The organism is Flavobacterium rhamnosiphilum, assembly GCF_004349195.1.
Lineage (GTDB): Bacteria > Bacteroidota > Bacteroidia > Flavobacteriales > Flavobacteriaceae > Flavobacterium > Flavobacterium rhamnosiphilum.
The window spans coordinates 308561-330398 of record NZ_SMLG01000004.1 but is presented as its reverse complement, the minus strand read 5'-3'; the positions used below and the strand labels follow the sequence as shown (position 1 = coordinate 330398).

Below are 21838 nucleotides of genomic sequence, written 5' to 3'. Positions count from 1 at the left end.
TACTGATAGTCGTGGAACTTTCAAATACAACGAAGCATTATCCGATAGAAGAGCTAAATCTACCATAAAATGGTTAGTTAAAAACGGGGTTAACAAAAACAGATTAATCGGTAAAGGTTATGGTGAAAATCAACTCGTAAACAAATGCTCCGATGGAGTCGAATGTACCGAAGAAGAACATCAACTCAACAGACGTAGCGAGTTTCTCATTACTGAACTATAAATATATCTTCAATATAAAAAGTAGGTAACTTAAAAATAAACTAAACCTCGGAAATAAAACTTTCGAGGTTTTTTACTTTTAAATATAAAGTATTATGGCTGTCCGTTACTTGTACCTAGCTACATCTTATGAATAAAATTTAGCTGTTTTGTCATTTCGACGAAGGAGAAATCACATAACGAGAGCAACTAATGAGATTTCTCCTTCGTCGAAATGACAAACTGTACAGTTGTTTATTACAGTAATTACAAAAGCAAAATGGTATAACTTACACAATAAAAGAAGTCCAATGAAATAATTCTCATTGGACTTCTCTATAAACAATCGCTTAAGATTATTCAAAACATTTATAAACTACTGATACGTATAAATATAAAAAGGCTGTCTCTTGGGGAGAAGACAGCCTTCTAGTTTTAAAAACAAACTCAACTTATATTTTTGCGAAAATATTTGTGTAATACTTTTTACCAGTTGCAGGATTCTCTTTTATTGCAATTCCAAAATGAGTGTGATCACCTTCGATGTTTGCTTTGTGACTAGGACTTGCTAACCAAGCGTCCAAAACTGACTGAGGGGTATTGAAGTTGTAAGCAATATTTTCACTTACAGTTTTAGCACCTAAAATTTTAATGATATTTTCAGATCGAGCTACAAAATCATTATGATTAACTACATTATTTGCAATCATGTAATTGTCATGTTCTTCTGATTTGTAAGACATGTGATTAATTTTTTCCAAAGGGTTTAGTCCAACACTAATTCTGTGTTTATTTATTAAATCCATTGTTTCTAATTCGATAGAATTATAAGAATAGCTAACTACTTTTTGTGCAGCAGCTTCTGTAGCTTGAGTTTCAGAATCATCGGATGAACAGGAATTCATAGTGCAAATCACAGTAAGGAGCAATAATGCACGAAGTATTTGTATCTTCATAATATAGTAGTTTAAGTTTAAAGTAGATTGTGGGGCAAACTCCTTTAATAAATAAATAATATGTTCTTGTTTCTTATTCAAACATACATTTTTTATCGTTAAACTACCAAAAATAATCGACGAAATACACTATAAAAATAATTAAATATGTATTTTTCTTACAATAATGTAATAATTGATCAATTTCCCAAGTGAAATTTTCTTGACTAGAATATAAAAATAATATCAACTCAACAGATTTCGATAATTTACAGCAATTGCTTTTTAATTAATGTTTAAAGCTTAAAGAAACAGTCGTTTATGGCTGTTTCTCTAAGCTTTTCATTATATAGATAATTATTTTAAAAGTTTAATAACTATTCTAAAAATACAAGTAATTTACTTTAGGCAAAGTAGCATCGAAATTCTAAAAAAATCTAATTATATTCTTGCAAAGATATTTGTATAATATTTTTTCCCGGCTGAATCCACTCGTATTGAAATTCCAAAATGAGTAAAATCACCTTCAATATTTGCCTTATGGCCAGAACTAACCAACCAGCCATCAAAAACAGCCTGAGCTGTACTGTAATTAAAAGCGACATTCTCTCCTACATTTTTAGCTCTTAAAACATTCATAATATCTTGGGAACGTGCATCAAAACCAGCATGATTTAATACATTATTGACAATCATATAGTTGTCATGCTCTTGCGCTTTATTAGATATATAGTCTGTTTTTAATAACGTTTTTAACCCAATACGAACTCTATAAGCATTTATCAAATTCAAAGTTTCTGTTTCGATAGCGTTATAGGAATATGTGCTAGCATTCGTTGTAGGCGGTACCACATTTGAAACTGGTGGTGTCGGTGTTGGAGAAGTAACTGTTGTCGGTTCTACAGGAACAGCTTCAGTAGAACAGGAATTCATTGTGAATAGCACAATAATGAACAATCGTGCTCTAAAAAAATTTAATTTCAAAATAATAGTAGTTTAAGTTTAAAATATGTCGTCTGCAAACTTACATGATATAATACCTAACTACAACACAAAAAACCGTTAAAACACACATTATTAACTATTTACAAAGCTATTTCTTACTTTACGGAGATAGTCGTTCAATTTTCCAAGAAAAATCATCTTGACTACTATATCGAATTCTGTCATGCAATCTATTGGGTCTTCCTTGCCAAAACTCTACCTCTAAGGGAGTTACCAAAAATCCTCCCCAATATTTCGGTCTTGGAATTACCATGCCATCAAAATCCTTTTCTAACTCTTTTAGATTTTCTTCTAAATATTCTCGAGAAGGTACCACTTCACTTTGGTTTGATACTATCGCTCCTAATTTACTTCCGTCAGGTCTGGATTCAAAATAATTATCTGAAATGGCTTCAGTAGTTTTATGGGCAATCCCTTTTATAATAACCTGACGTTCCATAGTGTGCCAAAAAAAAGAAAGACATATTTTAGGATTTTCGGCAATAGCCCTACCCTTTTCTGAATTATAATTGGTATAAAAAATAAATCCTTCCTCATTAAATTTTTTCAACAAAACAACTCTGGCCTTTGGGAATCCATCTAAGCCTATTGTAGATACCGTCATAGCATTAACTTCGCTGTCGCCACCAAAATCCTCTACTTCATGAAACCATCTGTTAAACAAGTTAATTGGATCTTCAGGAATATTTGATTCTAATAATTCACTCTTTTCGTAAGATTTTCTGTAATTACCTAAGTCTTTCATATTTTAATTTTTCGATTGCCAGATTTTTCGATTGCTAGATTTCCAACAATCTAAAAATCTAAGAATCAATTTTACATTCTAAATAAATTAATCCTCTATTTTTAAAACTCAAAGCTTTTTCCATCATCGGCCAAGAGCACTTCTGGAAAAACAGTTTCGGCTTCTTCTTTAAAAAGTTCAATATTTTCATATCGAGTTGAATAATGTCCTAAAATTAATTGCTTTGCATTAGATTTCAAAGCAATTGTAGCCGCTTCTTTTGCCGTGGAATGCAATGTTTTTTTAGCTAGATTTTCTTCTGATTGCAGGAAAGTTGATTCATGGTATAAAACATCTATATTTTCAATAATTGGAATCATAGATTCATTGTATGCAGTATCAGAGCAAAAAGCATAATTTTTTGCCGGAATGGGATCAAATGTTAATTTGTCATTTTCAATTACTCGTCCGTCTTCTAAAGTAATGTTTTTTCCGTTTTTTATTTTTTGATAATAACAGGTATCGATTTCATAATTTTGAACCGCATCCAAATTAAGTTTTCGCTCTCCTGTTTTTTCTTGGAATAAAAACCCATTCGTATAAACACGGTGTTTTAAAGGAATGGTTTTTACCAAAACCTTTTCATCTTCAAAAATCACTTCACTATCGTTGGATTCTAATTCATGAAAAAACAAACCATAATTGGTCCAAGAATTAGACAATCTCAATTGTAACTTGATGATTTCTTGGATTCCCTTTGGACCATAAATATGTAAATCAGTTGTTCTGTTCAGTAAAGTAAAAGTAGATACTAAGCCTATTAATCCAAAAAAATGATCCCCATGTAAATGAGAAATGAAGATATGATTTATCTTAGAAAATCGGATTTTATTTTTTCGCAATTGCACTTGGGTTCCTTCTGCGCAATCAATCAGGAAAATTCTGTTTTTTATTTCTAAAATCTGGGAAGTAGGATTCGTAAAAGTTCGGGGTGTAGCTGCATAGCAACCAAGGATTGTTAGTTTCAAGTTTAATGTATTCGGTTATTTGTTTAACTGTTTAATCGGTTATTGCATTTTTTGGTTAAATAAATTAAACGGTTAAACAAATAACCGAATACACTAATTTAAAAACCTAAATCTCTTTCAATTTCTTCCATTTCAATAATATCGTGGGCTTCTAATAAAGAAGGGACAACAATTAATTTGTCAGGAACTGCATTATAATCAAAATCCGATGTAACTATAACAAATGATTTTTTAGCTTTTTTATGTAGTTTGGATAAAGGCATAAATAGTTTTATGTTACCCGCAGATAAATCTTTGTACAACAAAAGATCAATAATTAAATTATGTTTTTCAAATGTTTTATATTGATGCGTAACCTTCATTAAAAAAGAGGTAAAATCACCTTGCGTGTCTCTAATACTTATTGTATGTCCTTTTTGATCTACTTTCATTTTTCTAATTTCTGAGTCTACTCAAAGCAGACAAGTTTATAAATAACTAATTTACAAAGTTTTATATTAAATTATTGAATTTTTGATGCCAAAAGATAAATAACAGCCATTCTAATCGCAACACCATTTTCGACTTGGTTTAAAATCACCGATTGATGTGAATCAGCCACCTCACTGGTAATTTCGACACCACGGTTGATCGGTCCCGGATGCATAATTATAATTTCTTTATTTAGGGAATCCAAAAGTGTTTTATCGACTCCATATTGTTGAGCGTATTCTCTTGTTGACGGGAAATAATTCACATCCATTCTCTCATTTTGCACGCGTAACATATTCGCCACATCACACCATTCAAGCGCTTTTCTTAAATCAGGCTCTACCGTTACACCAAGCGATTCAATATATCTGGGAATAAGTGTTTTAGGCCCGCAGACTTTCACCTCTGCTCCCTGCATTTGTAACGCATAAATATTCGATAAGGCAACTCTGGAATGCAAAACATCACCTACAATTACTACTTTCTTTCCAGCCACTTCGCCAAGTTTTTCTCTAATTGAATAACTGTCTAACAAGGCTTGAGTAGGATGCTCGTGGGCACCATCTCCTGCATTTACAATACTGGCTTTTACGTTTTTAGAAAGAAAATAAGCAGCGCCAGGATTAGCATGTCGCATCACCACCATATCCACTTTCATCGAAAGTATATTATTAACGGTATCTATAAGTGTTTCTCCTTTTTTGACTGAAGATTGTGCCGCCGAAAAGCTAATTACATCAGCCGATAAACGTTTCTGTGCTAATTCAAAAGAGAGTTTTGTTCTTGTACTATTTTCGAAAAAAATATTGGCAATAGTAATATCTCGTAAGGAAGGTACCTTCTTAATTGGTCTATTGATAACTTCTTTAAAATGATCGGCTGTTTCAAAAATTAGGTCAATATCATTCTTGTTGATGTATTTTATTCCTAATAAATGATTTACGCTTAATTCTTTCATTTTTTTTACGATTATTAGTTTTTAATGTTAGACTTTGAAACAAATTATGATCTAACTTGTAATTAAATATACTCCATCTTCACCTTCATTTTCTTTCCAACTCACCTTAACTTTTTCGTTATTTATAGCATCTACCTGTCTTCCGCGATAATCGGGTTGTATTGGTAAATTACGGCTAAAACGTCTGTCTATCAAAACCAATAGTTCTATTTCTGACGGTCTTCCGAAAGATTGAATTGCTGTTAACGCAGATCTTATGCTTCGTCCCGTAAATAAAACATCATCAATGAAAATGACTTTTTTGTTTTCAACGATAAAATTAATCTTGGTTTTATTTGCTTCTAATGGCTTATCAGTTCTTCGGAAATCATCTCTAAAAAAGGTAATATCCAAATAGCCTAATTGAATTTCAGGTGTTTGGTATTCTTTTTCTAATATTTCTTTCAAACGTTCTGCTAAAAAAATGCCCCTTGGTTGAATACCAACTAAAATGGTGTCTGAAAAATCTAAGTGTTTTTCAATTAATTGACAGGCCAAACGATGTAATATGACAGTAACTTCTTTTGCAGTAAGTAATACTTTTTGGCTCATTGTAAAGTGTTATGTTTGGTTTTGCAAATATACGAATTCCGATTTATGATTTTATAATTATAAAGCGAGAAAATGATAATACTAATGCTCTATAATAAAATCCAAATATATATTATTTTTATTAAAATTAATTTTACAAAAAACAATAAAAATTATGTAATAAATAACTGTTTTGATTCTGTAATTTTACATTTTAATATACAATTTAAAAAAAGAAATCATGCAAAAAAAACTAACCAGAATAGTAATGCTTTTAGTAGTATTAGTATCATTTACAAGTTGTTCAATTATAGAAGGTATATTTAAAGCGGGAGTTGGTGTTGGTATTTTTATTGTGGTTGCAGTATTAGCCATCATCGCATTTATTGTGAGTAAAATTTTCAGCAGAAAGTAGATAAGAATAATTTTAATTATTTTAGTGAATATCCATTAAACAAAAAATCTCCCGTAATTACGGGAGATTTTTTTTAGTATTCAACAGTATTACTTTTAAACAGTATACATCTTAGCTCTTAATTCTTGCACTTTTTCATCATCAAGATAATCATCAAACGTCATGTAACGGTCAATCGCTCCATTTGGCGTCAATTCGATCACTCTATTACCAACCGTTTGGGCAAACTCATGATCATGAGTGGTAAAAATCACAGAGCCTTTATAGTTTTTTAATGAATTATTAAAAGCCGTAATCGACTCTTTAAAAAGCAGAGTCATAAATGAAATAATAAATTTATCTTAATTAATAATTCGGTATATTTGTAAGTATTACATTAACTTATAGTCTATTATGAAAAACCTCTACCTATTAATTCTACTTTTAAGTTTAAAAACAATTGCTCAAATCCCTACAATTGATAACACATTCAATACAAATGACAATGGTAATTACGAACAATATATAGGAAAAAATAGCGCATTACTCCCTGATGGAAAATTACTGTCCGTCTATAATAATTCTCCAAATGAAAAAATTATCAGATTAAACCAAGATGGAAGAATTGACAATACATTTAATTATACCGACAAAACCTTTGTTCAAAAAATTTATGTGAAATCAGATGGAAAATTTTTAGTAACTATATCCAACAACAATGATGTTGCAGGAAGTACTTCTATAAAAAGTTATAATGATAATGGAACTTTGAATGCCAATTTTACTATTCCAAAATTTGACAACATAAATACTAGCGGATCAGTTGATTATGTAATCATCAATGAACTTATTTATCAAAGTGACGGGAAAATTATTGTTGTGGGTGATTTTACCAAAGTTAATAACATAAGTTGTAATAACATTGTTAGATTAAATAGTAATGGCACTATAGACACTTCTTTTACCATAGGGATTATTTTTCCAAAAGATTATGGAGATTATTTAACTGCTATTGCTTTACAAAGTGACGGGAAATATTTAGTTGCCGGGAATTTCAGTATTTACAATTCAATCACTAAAACCTATACTTACAGATTAATACGCATCAATAATGATGGGACTTTAGATAATACATTTAGTATTTATTCTACAGGAGGTCTATCTAATACAATAGATGGTTTTGATTGGGACATTAGCAAAATTATTGTTCAACCTGATAACAAAATTATTGTTAGTCAAGGTAATTTTCGAGCTAACGGTTATATAGTTTCTAGAAATTTCACAAGGTTAAACTCAAATGGCACTAGAGATATTAGTTTCAAATCCACTGAAAATAATAACGATATTGGTATAAATGTTTTCTGTATGCAAAATGATGGAAAAATTATTTTTCCAGCATATGATAAAATGAAAAGATTAAACAGTGATGGAACTAAAGATAATACTTTTATAGATGTTAATACAAATTACACTAATTATCCTTCTAAAGTTTATATGCAAAATGATAAAATCATTATAAATAGCCACTACAAAAGCCCTAGTGGTTTAACAAGAAATGGGATAACACGTTTAAATAGTGACGGAAGTTTAGATTTGACTTTTAACCCGCAATCTGGAACAAATTTACTATCGACCTTTCCTGACAGATATTATTATAACGAAAGTAATACAAAAGTGCTATTAGATGGTAAATTACTACTTTTTGGTTGTTTTACAGCTTATAATGACTCTCCTTTTAATCATATTTGTAGATTAAACCAAGATGGACAATTCGATTCAAGTTTCCATCTAGATCCAGCTATTAGTTTTACTTTTAATACAAATTATCAAGCTGATTATGAATCAATAATTAAACAACAAAATGATGGTAAAATTCTATTCACAAATTCACCATCCATAACTGTTCTTGTAAATGGAGTAAATAAAAATTTAGTGCGAATTAATGAAAATGGTTCATTAGATGCTACTTTTAATTTTGCCTCTGGAAACAATCTAATCGATTATAAAATACAAAATGATGGAAAAATAATAGCTATTGGAACTGGTCCACTTTTTACTGAGAACACGAAATTTAAAGTAATTAGATTGAATCTAAATGGTTCAGTAGATTCTTCATTTACATCAATGTTATTTAGTGAAAATTTAATTTCTATAGAAATACAGAATGATAATAAAATTTTGGTAATTCATCCTACAATATGGAATTACACAACGAATACTACCATTTCATTGCAAAGATTAAACCAAGACGGAACTTTAGACACTTCATTTATTCCGGCTAAAGAATATATAAATTATTCAAAATTACAACCAGACGGTAAAATAATCATTTCGTATTACAACAATACCGTTACAAACAAATCAACTTATCTTGCAAGGTTAAACACTGACGGCACTAAAGACGTCTCATTTACCGAAAATTACGGTTATGGCAACTCTAGTTATTCTAGCAATGAATCATTCTCTAAAATTTTTATTACATCCCAAGGAAAAATAATAATATCACCAATTAAGAATTACCTAAATGATGTTACTATAAATAAAAAATACGTTATTTTAAGTAATAGTGGCATTGTAGAAAATTATTTTGGTGATAATGACGGGCTTTATAATTCAATTAGCCAGCAAAATTGTGATTATTTGATAGTATCCGGTTATTTCGATAAAATTGATGGTGTCAAAAAAAACAATATGGTTAGATATAGTTTATCAAATAGTGTAACACCTCTTGCGCCTACTGGTAATTTAAGTCAAACATTTACATCTGGACAAACTATATCAAATCTTGTGGTAAATGGACAAAACATACAATGGTACAATACACCAAACCTATGTGCTTCCAATAATACAACCAATAAAATAAAAAATGTAAACGTTGTATTACCAACTAATACTTTACTTGTTGATGGAGCAACCTATTTTGCCACACAAACAATAAATGGTATTGAAAGTAATTATAGGCTTCCAATAACTGTTACAAAAACTCTTGGTACAAACGATTATGCTTTTGAAAACTTAAACATTTTCCCAATTCCTATTCAAGATTTTTTAACAATATCAAATAATTCAGCGATAGATAGTGTTGAAATTTATAATTTATTAGGACAAATTTTATTCAATGAAAAATATAATTCAAATGCCGTTAAAATTGATTTTTCAAGTTTTAATTCAGGAGTTTATTTAGCAAAAGTATATTCTGATAATAATATAAAATCTATAAAAGTTGTAAAAAAATAAGAATAAACAATTCCTTTTTTGCATAAAAATAAAAAAACCGTTTCGAAATCGAAACGGTTTAACTTTTTTTAAGAATACATCTTAACCCGCAATTCTTGTACTTTTTCATCATCAAGATAATCGTCAAACGTCATGTAACGGTCAATCGCACCATTTGGTGTCAATTCAATCACTCTATTACCAACCGTTTGGGCAAATTCATGATCATGAGTGGTAAAAATAACAGAACCTTTGTAGTTTTTTAATGAATTATTAAAAGCCGTAATCGACTCTAAATCTAAGTGATTTGTTGGTTCATCAAGCATTAAAACATTCGCTCTTTCCATCATCATTCGAGACAACATACAACGCACTTTTTCTCCACCGGACAAAACGTTACAGGTTTTCAAGGCTTCTTCTCCAGAAAAAATCATTTTCCCAAGGAAGCTACGAATGTTTACTTCGTCACGTTCTTCTTCGGTTTTTACCCATTGACGCAACCAATCTACTAGCGAATAATCATTTTCGAAAAACGAATGGTTATCTCCAGGCAAATAGGCTTGGTTGGTCGTAACTCCCCAATCGTAAGTACCTGAATCGGCTTTTTGGTTTCCGTTTAGAATTTCGTAGAAAGCAGTAGTTGCACGAGAATCTTTAGAAAAAAGCACAATTTTATCGCCTTTGGCCATATTCAAATCTACCCCTTTAAAAAGTAAATCTCCATCTACAGAAGCGCTTAAATCCTGTACATTCAAAATCTGATCTCCAGCTTCACGCTCTTGATCAAAAATAATCGCAGGATAACGACGACTTGATGGTTTTATCTCCGAAATATTCAACTTGCTAATCATTTTTTTACGGGAAGTAGCTTGTTTTGATTTGGCTACATTCGCACTAAAACGACGAATAAATTCTTCTAATTCTTGTTTCTTTTCTTCCGCTTTCTTATTTTGTTGTGCACGTTGTTTCGCCGCTAATTGACTTGATTCATACCAAAAAGTATAATTCCCTGAATAGTGGTTTATTTTACTGAAATCAATATCTGAAATATGGGTACAAACTGAATCCAAGAAGTGTCTATCGTGAGAAACTACAATTACTGTATTTTCATAATTTGCCAAGAAATTTTCTAACCAAGCGATGGTTTCAAAATCCAGATCATTGGTAGGCTCATCCATAATAAGTAAATCAGGATTTCCAAACAACGCTTGCGCCAAAAGGACACGAACTTTTATTTTACCCTCCAAATCACCCATCAACGTATAATGATTGTCTTCTGTAATCCCAAGATTGGACAACATTGATGCAGCATCAGAATCAGCATTCCAACCATTCATTTCTTCAAATTGCACTTGCAACTCGCCTATTCTGTCTGCATTTGAATCATTGTAATCTAAGTACAAAGCATCCATTTCTTTTTTGATCACATACAAGGTTTTATTCCCCATCATCACGGTCTCAAGAACGGTACTCTCATCAAACATATTGTGGTTTTGGTTCAAAACCGACATACGTTTTCCTGGTTCCAAATGAATATGTCCTGATGTAGGATCCATTTCACCTGCAATTATTTTAAGAAAAGTAGATTTTCCAGCGCCATTGGCTCCGATAACTCCATAGATATTACCGTGTGTGAAGGTAGTATTTACTTCGTCAAACAAAATTCGTTTGCCAAACTGAACTGATAAATTATTAACTGTTAACATGAATGCCTCTTTATTAAAATTTTGTGCAAAAGTACAAAAAAATGTTGATTTTTTTGTACTCAAAAAATTAAGAATTAGTTTATCTTCACATTCAAATCAATTATTTCATCATAATGCGAAAAAAGTAACCCATTAATCTTAATTTTTAATTAATGAAAAAAAAATTTAGTTTTCTATTTATCCTTTTATATAGTTTTTGTTTTTCACAAACTGAAAAATTATTTTATTATATTGAAAAAGATAGTCTTTTAGGGGTAAAAAATCAAAATGGGAAGATTATTGTTCCTGCCGATGTAACTTGGAGTACTATTGCATACAATGACACAGCTGAAATAAAGTCAAACATATTTTTATTAAGTTTAAAAAACAAAGGCGATTTGTATTTTGATAGAAAGGGACATTTTTTATTTGAAACTGCTTTGGCAGCATTGGGATATAGTGATTTTCATGAAGGGTATATTCTTTATGAAGAAGGTCGAAAATCTGGATTAGCCAACAGGTTAGGAAATAAAATAATTCCGGCTCAATATGATTATATTTCACCTATGAATTTTGGATTCGCAGAATATTGCAATGGATGCTATCGGGACACCTCCGAAGATGAAGAGCATGCACCTTTAGTTGGAGGTGTTTGGGGTTTTGTAGACAGGAATGGTGAGGAAATAAAAACAACCTCAAAACGAAATCATCCTAAAGACATAGAAACAAAAGAACATACGTTTATACCTTATCAATTCAGATACAATAAAAAAGAACAAAAAATTTTAGCTTTTTTTGAAAAAAGGAAAAATCAAATTATCAAGATTAACGGTTTGAATTGTTCTGATCAAACATTATTTTTTGAAATTGTCGAAAAACCATCAGAATTCAACCCTTTTTATAAAATAAAAACTTATGAATTATGCGATAAATTTCCAAATGGAGCCGATGAAACCTATTCTGATTTTAAAAATTTCAAAGTTTCAGATGATGGGAAAAATTACTATGTAATCTACACTGATTTAGTCAATCATGAAAAATATTCTGAATATATTGAAAGAAAAATCCTTGTAGATGACTGGATAAAATCTAACCAAAAATAAAAAAACCTGGCACAAAATGCCAGGTTTATAATATTATTTTCTTTAAAAGAAACTAATATTTATTCAAAATAAAATAAATCAAAATATAAATAACCAAACTCAATTTTAACAAACTTATTCTATTTTTGAACTTTCATTATTTGATTAATTTTTTCAAACTGGTATAAACTGCCAATTCCACATCGGCGTGCGCTTTAGAATTACATTGTTCCAATAAATCACTCATTACTGATGAATTTAAAGATTGTTTTTTTACTATACCTACTAAAAGTTGTTGTGATATAGCACTTAAGCTTTTTGAAAGTGGTAAAAGCGGCTGAATCAATGGTGCATTGGCACTCAAATCAATCAATTTCGCATTCATATCCACCCATTTTTTTAGAAAATCAGTAACTAAAACTTGATTCTCTAAACTTTTGTTTTTTAAATAGCTATTTACAGCTGCATCAAATGCTAAAGCATCACTTGCATCAGGAGTGCATGCATCAGCAAACAAGGTAAATGGTGAATACATTTGATATTCAGTTCCTCCTTTGTTACGAGAATATTTTTTAAGCGGCTCACAAACATTCGAAAAATCTTCAAGTGCCTGATATTTCTGATTATTACTGATATTTCGCAACAAAACATCTTTATTTTTAATATGTGTAAGTCCTAAATCTTCTAATCTAAAAGAGACTGTTTTAAGCCTTTTGCGCAAACTATTAATGTCAGTAACTTTTTCGTCAGACCATAATCTTTCTGCTATGGCAGCAGTTCTAGGCCAAATTCTGGAATCTAAAGTTGTTGATGTAGCAAGTTCCGACCACATTGTGGCTTCGCCTCCCAAAATTCTCGCTTTTTCTTGCTCAGTCAGTACCACATCTTTAGGCATTGGATCAACAGTATAGTGATCTTCAACACCATACACTAAATCAACATAATACCCATTAGACAAAACCGTTTTATATCCTCCTTTTACCGCGTCTACAAGAGATTTCCCAGCAGGAACTCCTTCATTTACTCCTTTCCAAGAATGAATTATAGCGTCTTTAGACATATTTTTTGTCATTATTTCTTCCCAACCCATTAATTCTTTATGATGCTTTTTTAGCATCGGGATCAATTGCATGGTAAAATAAGTTTGTAATTCATGATTATTTGCCAACTTTTTTCTCTTCATGAATTCTTGAATTTTAGGATTAGAATCCCAATCTTTTCCTTCGTTTTCATCCCCTCCAATATGAAAATAGCTCCCCGAAAATAAAGGACAAACCTCATCAAATATTTCACTCAATAATTGATACGTTTTAGGGTTTGAAGGATCTAATGTTGGCGAAAAAATTCCGGCATTTCTTTCTAAAGAATAAGATGTTATCCCAGATACTTGCGTTTTGCTTTCAATAGAGTCTGAATTTAAATTCACTACTTTACTGCCTATTTCCGGATAAGCCATGAGTATTGCCGTTCCATGACCCGGAACATCAATTTCAGGCACTACTAAAATACCTCGTTCATCAGCATATTTTACAATATTTTTTATTTCTTCTTGGGTATAATAATTCCCATCTGAAGCCATTTCTGTTAATTTTGGATGCTTTTTAAGTTCAATTCTCCAACCTTGATCGTCTACTAAATGCCAGTGAAAAACATTCATTTTTACTGCAGCCATCGCGTCAAGATTTCTTTTGATAACATCTATTGGCTGAAAATGCCTTGCAACATCAATCATTATTCCTCTCCAAGTAAATCTTGGGAAATCCGTAATCATGGCTGTTGGAAAATAATAAGAAGTGCTATTATTTTGTAACATTTGTAATAGCGTTTCTAAGGCATGAAGTGCTCCAAGATCTGTTGTAGCATTAATTATTATTTTATTAGACTGAATCTCTAATTGATAACTTTCATCTTCATACAATCCTATTTTTCCGTTTTTAACGCAATTTATTTGTAATTCTGCCGTAGGAACTTCATTAATTTTTGTCACAAAACCCTGTTGCAAAAACAATCCTGTTCTACCATCTAATCTTCGTAAAAAATTTGTCGCACCTACAAGAATTCTTGAATTGGGATTGCCCGTAATATTTACTTTGAAATTTTTGTTTAGCACAAAAGTACCTTGAGTCAAGTTTATACTTTGAGGCCAAGGCATAAGATCTAATTGTTCTTTTTTTATTTGAGCGTTCGCAATGATGCCAGTGAATAACAGGATTAAAATGTATTTCATATTTTTTTTGGGTAATTACAAAGTAGAGAAAAGTATTTGAACACGGTTAGGAACAAATTTTATATGCAGATTTTTCTTTTAATAATTATTAAAAGAAAAATCTGCATACTATTTTATTTAGTAGTCGAAACGCTTGAAAGCTTCGATAGCTTCGTACTCCGCAAGACCTAAATTATCATACAATTTTGCTGTATTCTTATTACGGTCTTCGGCTCTTACCCAGAATTCTCTGGAGTCGTTTCCTTGAAACATCACTCTGTCTTTTTGGGATTGGTGGTATAAAATAGCGTGTCTTTTTAGTAAAACCTCATCTGGACTTAACGGCACAGCCATATCAATTTCGTGAATATCCCACTCATGCCAAGCACCTCTATACAACCACAACCAACAATCATTCATGTAAGGCTCCGGTTTCAATTCTTTCATGGCAGCGAAAATGGCGTTAAGACAAACTTCGTGCGTACCGTGAGGATCAGCAAGATCTCCAGCGGCAAAAACTTGATGGGGCTTAATTTTTGCAATTATATCTTTTACGATGGCTATATCATCAGCGCCTAATGGATTTTTCTTTATTTGTCCTGTTTCATAAAAAGGCATGTCTAAAAAATGGGTGTTTTCATCTTTTAATCCAATATATCTTGTTGCAGCATAGGATTCGCGTCGTCTGATAAGCCCTTTTAATTTTCTAACTTCAACAGAATCAATTTGGTTTTCTGTTTTGTTATTTAGAAAATTGATAACCGCTTTAAAATTAATTTTAGTAGCATCGGCGCCTACAAAATCGTTGCAAACTTCGGCAAATTTTAATGCTTCATCATCTGTAACAGCTATATTCCCTGAAGTTTGATACACTACATGAACATCATGTCCTTGTTTTATCAATTTTGAAAAAGTTCCTCCCATAGAAATTACATCATCATCTGGATGAGGGCTAAAAAGGATCACTCTTTTCTTGGATGGATTAGCGCGTTCCGGTCTATAAGTATCGTCAGTATTAGGCTTTCCACCCGGCCATCCCGTAATGGTATGCTGCAATACATTGAACATATTAATATTTAAATCATAAGCGGAACCTTCTAAAGCCAAAAGATCTGACATTCCGTTATTATTGTAATCCCTGTCCGTTAGTTTTAAAATAGACTGATTTGTTTTTTGGCATAGCCAAACAATCGCTTTACTTTTTAATTCTTGATTCCAAATACACTCTCCAACCAGCCAAGGCGTTTCGAATCGTGTCAATTCAGAAGCTGCCGATTGATCTAAAACAAAAGTGGTATTCGTGTGATTTTGTAAAAAAGTAGCAGGGACTTCAGAGCTGATATCTCCCTGAATCGTTCTTTTTATAATGTCTGCTTTATTTTGGCCCCAAGCCATCAAAACAATTCTTTTAGACCGCAGAATTGTAGACACACCCATGGTAATCGCTCTTTTTGGTACATTATCGATCCCATTAAAATCAGACGAAGCATCGACTCTGGTGATATGGTCCAAAGTAATAATACGCGTTCCTGAATTGATGTGAGAACCTGGCTCATTAAACCCAACGTGACCGGTGCGTCCTATCCCTAATAATTGAAAATCAAGACCGCCAGAATTCCTAATATTCATTTCATAATCAACACAATACTGATTCAAATCTTCGATAGCTACCGTTCCATCAGGAATGTTTACATTTTCAGGTTTTATATCAATATGATTGAACAGATGCTGATGCATGAAATAATGGTAACTCTGATTGTTCTCTTTTGTCATTGGATAATATTCATCCAAATTAAAAGTGATTACATTACTAAAACTAAGTCCTTCCTCTTTATGCATACGTACTAATTCTTCGTACACTTTTATAGGGGAAGAACCAGTAGCCAAACCAAGAACACATGGTTTATTTTTTTCTTGCTTAGATTTGATTAATTGCGCTATTTCTTGAGCAACAATTTTTGAAGCTTCTACCGAATTTTTGAAAATTTCGTTATGAATTTTTTCAAATCTAGTGTCCTCAAATTTACCCACACTTTTATAGCTAATGTCTGGTTTAATTTCTAAAGCATTTTTCATTTTTATTTTTTTTATTCGATTTACTTATTCTAATTGGCAATTGTCTGAATCTCTCTTGCCTTTGACTCTATTTTACTTAATCTCGATATAAAACTACCTAAAACGTTTTTTCTGAAAAAATAAAATATACCAACAGTCAAAAAATTTAAACAAACGACATGATTTATTCAATAATGCGTTTTAGAAAAATAGAACTTGTTTTTATAATCTCAATTGTAAATTCTTTAAATAGAGACGTATCCTTTAAAAAAGAATTTTGATATAAAAAATGGCGTAAATAATAGGAATTACTTACACCATTTTTATTTTCAATCTACAGTTGTCTTTTTAGAAGTTAGATCCGGTAGTATCCCACCAAAGTCTAGTTCCTCCGTTGTCAGGACCGCCTAGTTTTGCTAAACCTGTATCAACACCACCTTTATTGTTGGTTCTTTCAGATTGAACAAAATTGATTCTTCTCACACCCAATTCTGTAGAAATTTTCCCTCCACTATTATTAACAAGTACAGGTAAAAGTTTTGGGTAACCTGTTCTTCTATAATCAGACCAAGCTTCTTGTCCTTCTGGGAAACCTGAAATCCATTTTTGAGTAATGATTTTTTGTAATTTTATTTCATTTGTAGCAGCAGCATCCCAAGCAATAGTAACATTATTTACCGGAGCTCCATTATTTTCCGGAAAACTAGGATCAACATAAGCTATTGGTAATTTAACATTGTCCGCAATATAAGCTGCAGCACCAGAAGTACCTCTTTGATCAAATGAAGATTGAATACCTTGCTCATATAATGATTTTGCATCACCGCCCATATTCCATCCTCTTAATGCTCCTTCAGCTCTTAAAAAATAAGCCTCAGCAGTTGTCATTAAAACAATATTTTTGGATCTTACAACAGCACCAATTCCAGAAAAATCTTGATGATCTCCTTTTCCTCCAATATTAATACCAGTACGGACTCCTTTGTATTGTCCAGGGAATTGAACTGATTTATCAAAGTAGGTAGCTATTCTAGGGTCGTTATAACCTTTTAATATAGACTCCATATCGGCAGACATACGAATATCTAACCATCCATCACTAATTGTAGCAATAGAATTTGTAGAAACTGGTGAAACAATTTGAAATAAATCACTGTTTTCAGTCATAACTCCAAATTTATGAGCAACAGCTTTTTCAGCTTCTATTTTTGCCAAAGCAGGTTTAACCTTAACAATACGCATTGCTAATCTTAATCTTAGCGTATTAGCAAACTTAACCCAGGCTTTAAAATCTCCCTTGTATCCTGTTAAGTCTGTAGCACCAAACGATGATTTTCCGTCATCTCCTGCATCAACTCTTTTTGTTAACTCTGTAACTGCAAAATCAAGTTCTTTTAGCATTTGATCATAAACTTCCTCTTGAGAGTCATAGGCTATTGTCGATGAACCAGTACCAAATTGTGAGTAGATAATTGGACCAAAAGTATCCGTCAATCTGTGCATTCCTTCTACTTTCAAAATTAAAGACAGCGCATAAAACTGATCGTACTTTCCTTTTGATTTGTTTGCAATATCCCAACAATTAAACATAACATTTGGATAAGCAATATCCCATATAGCAACATTCCATCCATCTGTTAAATCATAAGTAGTATTGTTTAAACCTCCTCTAAATCCAGTTGGAGTAGCCATATAACCAGACCAAATATCACTATTAAGATTTTGTTGTAATTGATATTGATCTTCTCTCTGACTACCTAAAACTTGAATGTTATTAAAAATAGGTGCAAAACCTCCTTTAATATGATTAAAATCCTGTTCTAATTCTTTAGGAGTAAAACCATTTGGATTCGTATTAATTTCCTGAAAATTATCTGTACAACTTACCGCAACAAGAAATGACATACAGATAGCTGTTCTTTTTATATTATTTAGTTTCATTTTTTAAATTTTAGAAAGTTACATTTAAATTAAGACCGATACTTCTAGTAGATGGCAAACCATACATATCTACACCTTGCAATCCTTCTCCTGTACTTAATCCGATATTTGGATCAAAAGGAGCGTCTTTATGAATAAAGAATAAGTTTCTGGCAATTAATGAAATACTTGCTGTTTGAAAAATTGGAAGTTTTTTAGGGTTAAAAGTATATCCTATAGCAACCTCTCTTACACTTACGTTTGTAGCATCATAAACATATTCTCCTGTAATTCCATCTCTAGCACCAACTGATTTATAATATTGCTTTGCATCCATTGTTGTTACTGCTGTACCATCAGGCTTAACAGCGTTTATAGCAACTCCACCAGCATTTCTAGCATCTCCAGTAACTTTTGACACTCCAAAATAGTCATTTTGAGCCTCAGTTACACTCATTACATTACCTCCAAAACGACCATCAATTAAAACATTTGCGAAGAAAGATCCAAATTTGAATGAGTTAGCAAATCCTAACATAAAATCTGGATTTGAGTTACCAACTTCTACAAAATCTTTTGATTTTTGAATATTACCATTAGAATCTAATAAAATTCTTCCTTGATCGTCTTTTACAATAGTTTTACCTTCAATAACCCCAAATGGTTTTCCTTCTATTAACGCATATTGATAGCTATTAACTCCAGGATTTGTCAAATTCACTCTTCCTCCTAACTCTTTAGGAATTTCTTTAACTTTATTCTTGTTTTGCGAAAAATTAATTGATGAATCCCAAGAGAATTTATCTCCTCTAAAAACACCCGCGGTCAATACAACCTCAAAACCTTTATTCTCAATACTTCCAGCATTAATTCCATAAAATGTAACACCTTCTTTATTCCCAACAGGTGCAACTACTTGTAAGTATTGATCTTTTGTTTCTGAATTATAATACGATACTTCAATCCCTAATCTGTTGTTAAACATTCTCCACTCTGTACCAAATTCATATTCTGATTTTAATTCTGGTTTTAAAGTAGTTCCCTCTTTTGGTCCAGCTAGAGCTTGATAATTTGGCGCATTTTGTCTATAATATTTTACTGGAGTAGTTACAAAAGAAGAAATATCATTACCTACTTGAGCATAAGTAGCACGAACCTTTCCAAAGTTTATAAATTCAGGTAATGTAGTCATTTCACTAATAATAGCAGTTAAACCAACAGATGGATAAAAGTACCCTGAGCTTTCTGTATTAACAAGTGTTGATGACCAATCTTTTCTAGCAGCAACATCTAAAAACAACATTTCTTTATAACCAAACGTTGTAGCAGCAAAAACAGATTGAATTTCTTTTCTAGAACCAATTGTTTGATAATTACCTGCATTATCATTAAAATTTTGAAGTGTAAACCAGTTAGTAATTTCTAATCCACCGCCTATTCCTGAATCCAAAATTGTTTTTTGATTCGTTAGCGTATTCGTAATGCTTGTACCAATATTAGCATTAAAAGTAAAGTCTTCACTAATGTTAGTATTGATTGTAGCAATCAAATCGCCATAACGTTGTGTACTTAGGTCACTTTCATTAATATATCTGCCATTTGCATTAGAAAGAGTTCCTTGTGTTGTTGCAAATATTTTTTTATCAAAAGTACTTTCAATTCTATTATAACTATATCTTGAAGCAATTGTTAACCAGCTATTAGCTTTGTAAGATGCAGATAATGAACCATTAAAAAAATTATTCTTGTCTTCAGATTTATTTCGATTAATTGCCCAATATGGATTTTGCATAATATCTCTATTTGTCATCCAATTTTGAGCCATTAAATTTCTAATTGGATTAAAAACTTCAAAATTATTTTTATAATAATTAAAGTCATTTCCTCTTGGCATCAAATAAACACCTGTTAAAGGATTAAAGTAAAGACCATTAACTGGTTTATTAGCAATACTTTGCGAAGTGTAAGATGCATTGGCGCCAATAGTTAACTTGTTATCAAAAAACTTAGCTGTTTGACGAATACCAAAGTTATTTTTCTTTATGCTGTTTCCAGGCATAATTCCTGAGCCCGATGTATTAGCATAAGAAAGAGATGTAGAAGAATTCTCAGAACCTGTAGAATAACCTAGAGAAGTAATTTGTGTAGTTCCTGTATTAAAGAAATTCTTTACATGATCTTTTGTTTTTCCAGCTGCTCCCCAAGTTTCATCTTCTCCTGCCTTAGCAATATAATCCGTTTGGAATTTTGGCAAATAAGCCGCTGTTTCAAAAGTAGTTACTGAAGAAGCAGTAATATTTGCTTTTCCCTCTTTCGCTTTTTTAGACGAAAGTAAAATTACTCCATTAGCCCCTTGAGAACCATACAATACAGAAGCTGCAGCACCTTTAAGAACCGTCATTCCTTCGTAATCATCAGGATTAATTAAAGATACAACATCTCCACCGTCACGGTTACCTCCACCTAAACTTCCAAATAACTCATTAGGTTGACCAGCACTGGAGTTCAACATCGGAATACCATCAATAACATACAGCGGTTGGTTATTGGTCACAGAAGAGTTCCCACGAATAACAACTTTAGTAGAACCACCTGTACCTCCAGAACTTTTAGTTACAGCAACACCCGCAATTTTACCTGCAATGGTATTGATAATGTTAGCATCTTTAACACGGGTTAATTCTTCTCCTTTTAATTCTTGTGCAGAATACGTAAGTGATTTTCTGGTTTTCTTGATACCAAGAGAGGTAACTACTACTTCGGTAAGAGCAGTAGAGGAAGCTTCTTTCAACTGTACTTTGATACTGTTATCATCACCAACCAGTACATTTTGAGTTTCATATCCCATATAAGAGATTATCAAAGTTTTTCCTTTTTGTGCTTCAATAGAAAAATTACCGTCAAAATCGGTGATGGTTCCTTTTGATTCTCCTTTTACGGCAATAGACGCTCCAGGCATTGGTGCCCCGACAGCATCGGTTACTGAGCCTTTGACAGTTTTCACCTGGGCAAGGGTAACTTGCGTAGTGAAAACAATCATAAAGATTAAGATAATTTGTTTCATGTTTATTTATTTTTGTTAGTTATGATGTAAACTTATTTGTTAAGATATTCTTAAAAAAAAAAATTATACAAACAGCTAAAAATTTTAAACAATCAACATAATTGTTTCAATGATGCGTTATTTTCGAAAAAAATAGTGCCATTTTATTCCAAATTTTAAACCAACGACATGATTTCTTCAACAATATGTATTTTTAAAGTCGTTTATATGTTAAATTCATATTATTCCGGATTTTTTTGCAAAAAAAACTCATTTATATTTTCAAATTGTTTAAAGTTGCAGAATAAAGGCACCTGATTTATGGTTTATTAAAGGTGATTTAAT

General features: G+C 31.6%; 16 protein-coding genes and 1 pseudogene. 4 read left to right on the top strand and 13 right to left on the bottom strand.

Annotation, left to right across the window (positions count from 1 at the left end):
• Nucleotides 1–223 (top strand): OmpA family protein (locus E0I26_RS07940; protein ID WP_131915948.1); only part of this gene is annotated, 223 nt, incomplete at its 5' end.
• A gap of 430 nt (nucleotides 224–653) precedes the next feature.
• On the opposite strand, the gene E0I26_RS07935 is transcribed toward E0I26_RS07940, so the two are convergent.
• The 7 genes from E0I26_RS07935 to pyrR all read right to left on the bottom strand — a co-directional run bounded on the left by E0I26_RS07935 (nucleotide 654) and on the right by pyrR (nucleotide 5913).
• On the bottom strand, nucleotides 654–1157 hold the full coding sequence (locus tag E0I26_RS07935; RefSeq protein ID WP_131915947.1) for a CAP domain-containing protein: 504 nt from the start codon (nucleotides 1155–1157) through the stop codon (nucleotides 654–656).
• 420 nt (nucleotides 1158–1577) lie between these two features.
• Nucleotides 1578–2081 carry a CAP domain-containing protein gene (locus E0I26_RS07930; protein WP_235831739.1) on the bottom strand — a complete coding sequence of 168 codons (504 nt, stop codon included), beginning with the start codon at nucleotides 2079–2081 and terminating at the stop codon, nucleotides 1578–1580.
• A gap of 160 nt (nucleotides 2082–2241) precedes the next feature.
• Entirely contained in the window at nucleotides 2242–2886 is a 645-nt protein-coding gene (gene pdxH / locus E0I26_RS07925; protein ID WP_131915946.1) for a pyridoxamine 5'-phosphate oxidase, read from the bottom strand.
• A 101-nt stretch (nucleotides 2887–2987) separates the two neighbouring features.
• Nucleotides 2988–3893 (bottom strand): ribonuclease Z, encoded by a 906-nt coding sequence (locus tag E0I26_RS07920; RefSeq protein WP_131915945.1) that lies wholly within the window; start codon nucleotides 3891–3893, stop codon nucleotides 2988–2990.
• 98 nt (nucleotides 3894–3991) lie between these two features.
• On the bottom strand, nucleotides 3992–4324 hold the full coding sequence (locus tag E0I26_RS07915; protein ID WP_131915944.1) for a ribonuclease Z: 333 nt from the start codon (nucleotides 4322–4324) through the stop codon (nucleotides 3992–3994).
• A 71-nt stretch (nucleotides 4325–4395) separates the two neighbouring features.
• The gene (locus E0I26_RS07910; protein WP_131915943.1) at nucleotides 4396–5322 is read right to left on the bottom strand and encodes an aspartate carbamoyltransferase catalytic subunit; all 927 of its coding nucleotides are present in this window, start codon (nucleotides 5320–5322) and stop codon (nucleotides 4396–4398) included.
• Between the two features lie 51 nt (nucleotides 5323–5373).
• Complete coding sequence (pyrR, locus tag E0I26_RS07905) at nucleotides 5374–5913, bottom strand: bifunctional pyr operon transcriptional regulator/uracil phosphoribosyltransferase PyrR (RefSeq protein WP_131915942.1); 540 nt, start codon at nucleotides 5911–5913, stop codon at nucleotides 5374–5376.
• Between the two features lie 220 nt (nucleotides 5914–6133).
• Between pyrR and E0I26_RS16480 the strand changes: the two genes are divergently transcribed.
• A complete protein-coding gene (locus tag E0I26_RS16480) occupies nucleotides 6134–6307 on the top strand; it encodes a hypothetical protein (RefSeq protein ID WP_165929424.1) in 174 nt (57 codons plus the stop codon).
• A 95-nt stretch (nucleotides 6308–6402) separates the two neighbouring features.
• Here E0I26_RS16480 and E0I26_RS07900 read toward each other — a convergent pair.
• Nucleotides 6403–6609 (bottom strand): annotated as a pseudogene (locus E0I26_RS07900) (ABC-F family ATPase); the annotation flags it as partial.
• A 91-nt stretch (nucleotides 6610–6700) separates the two neighbouring features.
• On the opposite strand from E0I26_RS07900, the gene E0I26_RS07895 reads away from it, so the two are divergent.
• Nucleotides 6701–9523: a T9SS type A sorting domain-containing protein gene (locus E0I26_RS07895; protein WP_131915941.1), complete on the top strand. Its 2823-nt coding sequence runs from the start codon at nucleotides 6701–6703 to the stop codon at nucleotides 9521–9523.
• Between the two features lie 68 nt (nucleotides 9524–9591).
• Here E0I26_RS07895 and E0I26_RS07890 read toward each other — a convergent pair whose 3' ends face one another.
• Nucleotides 9592–11208 carry an ABC-F family ATP-binding cassette domain-containing protein gene (locus E0I26_RS07890; protein ID WP_131915940.1) on the bottom strand — a complete coding sequence of 539 codons (1617 nt, stop codon included), beginning with the start codon at nucleotides 11206–11208 and terminating at the stop codon, nucleotides 9592–9594.
• A 152-nt stretch (nucleotides 11209–11360) separates the two neighbouring features.
• On the opposite strand from E0I26_RS07890, the gene E0I26_RS07885 reads away from it, so the two are divergent.
• A complete protein-coding gene (locus tag E0I26_RS07885; RefSeq protein WP_131915939.1) occupies nucleotides 11361–12290 on the top strand; it encodes a WG repeat-containing protein in 930 nt (309 codons plus the stop codon).
• 136 nt (nucleotides 12291–12426) lie between these two features.
• Here E0I26_RS07885 and E0I26_RS07880 read toward each other — a convergent pair whose 3' ends face one another.
• The 4 genes from E0I26_RS07880 to E0I26_RS07865 form a co-directional block, all read right to left on the bottom strand.
• Nucleotides 12427–14496, bottom strand: a complete 2070-nt coding sequence (locus tag E0I26_RS07880) for a beta-N-acetylhexosaminidase (protein ID WP_131915938.1) — start codon at nucleotides 14494–14496, stop codon at nucleotides 12427–12429.
• 117 nt (nucleotides 14497–14613) lie between these two features.
• Nucleotides 14614–16551, bottom strand: a complete 1938-nt coding sequence (nagB, locus tag E0I26_RS07875) for a glucosamine-6-phosphate deaminase (RefSeq protein WP_131915937.1) — start codon at nucleotides 16549–16551, stop codon at nucleotides 14614–14616.
• Nucleotides 16552–16878: 327 nt separating this feature from the next.
• Complete coding sequence (locus E0I26_RS07870) at nucleotides 16879–18471, bottom strand: RagB/SusD family nutrient uptake outer membrane protein (RefSeq protein WP_131915936.1); 1593 nt, start codon at nucleotides 18469–18471, stop codon at nucleotides 16879–16881.
• 10 nt (nucleotides 18472–18481) lie between these two features.
• On the bottom strand, nucleotides 18482–21514 hold the full coding sequence (locus E0I26_RS07865; RefSeq protein ID WP_131915935.1) for a SusC/RagA family TonB-linked outer membrane protein: 3033 nt from the start codon (nucleotides 21512–21514) through the stop codon (nucleotides 18482–18484).
• Between the last annotated feature and the right edge of the window lie 324 nt (nucleotides 21515–21838).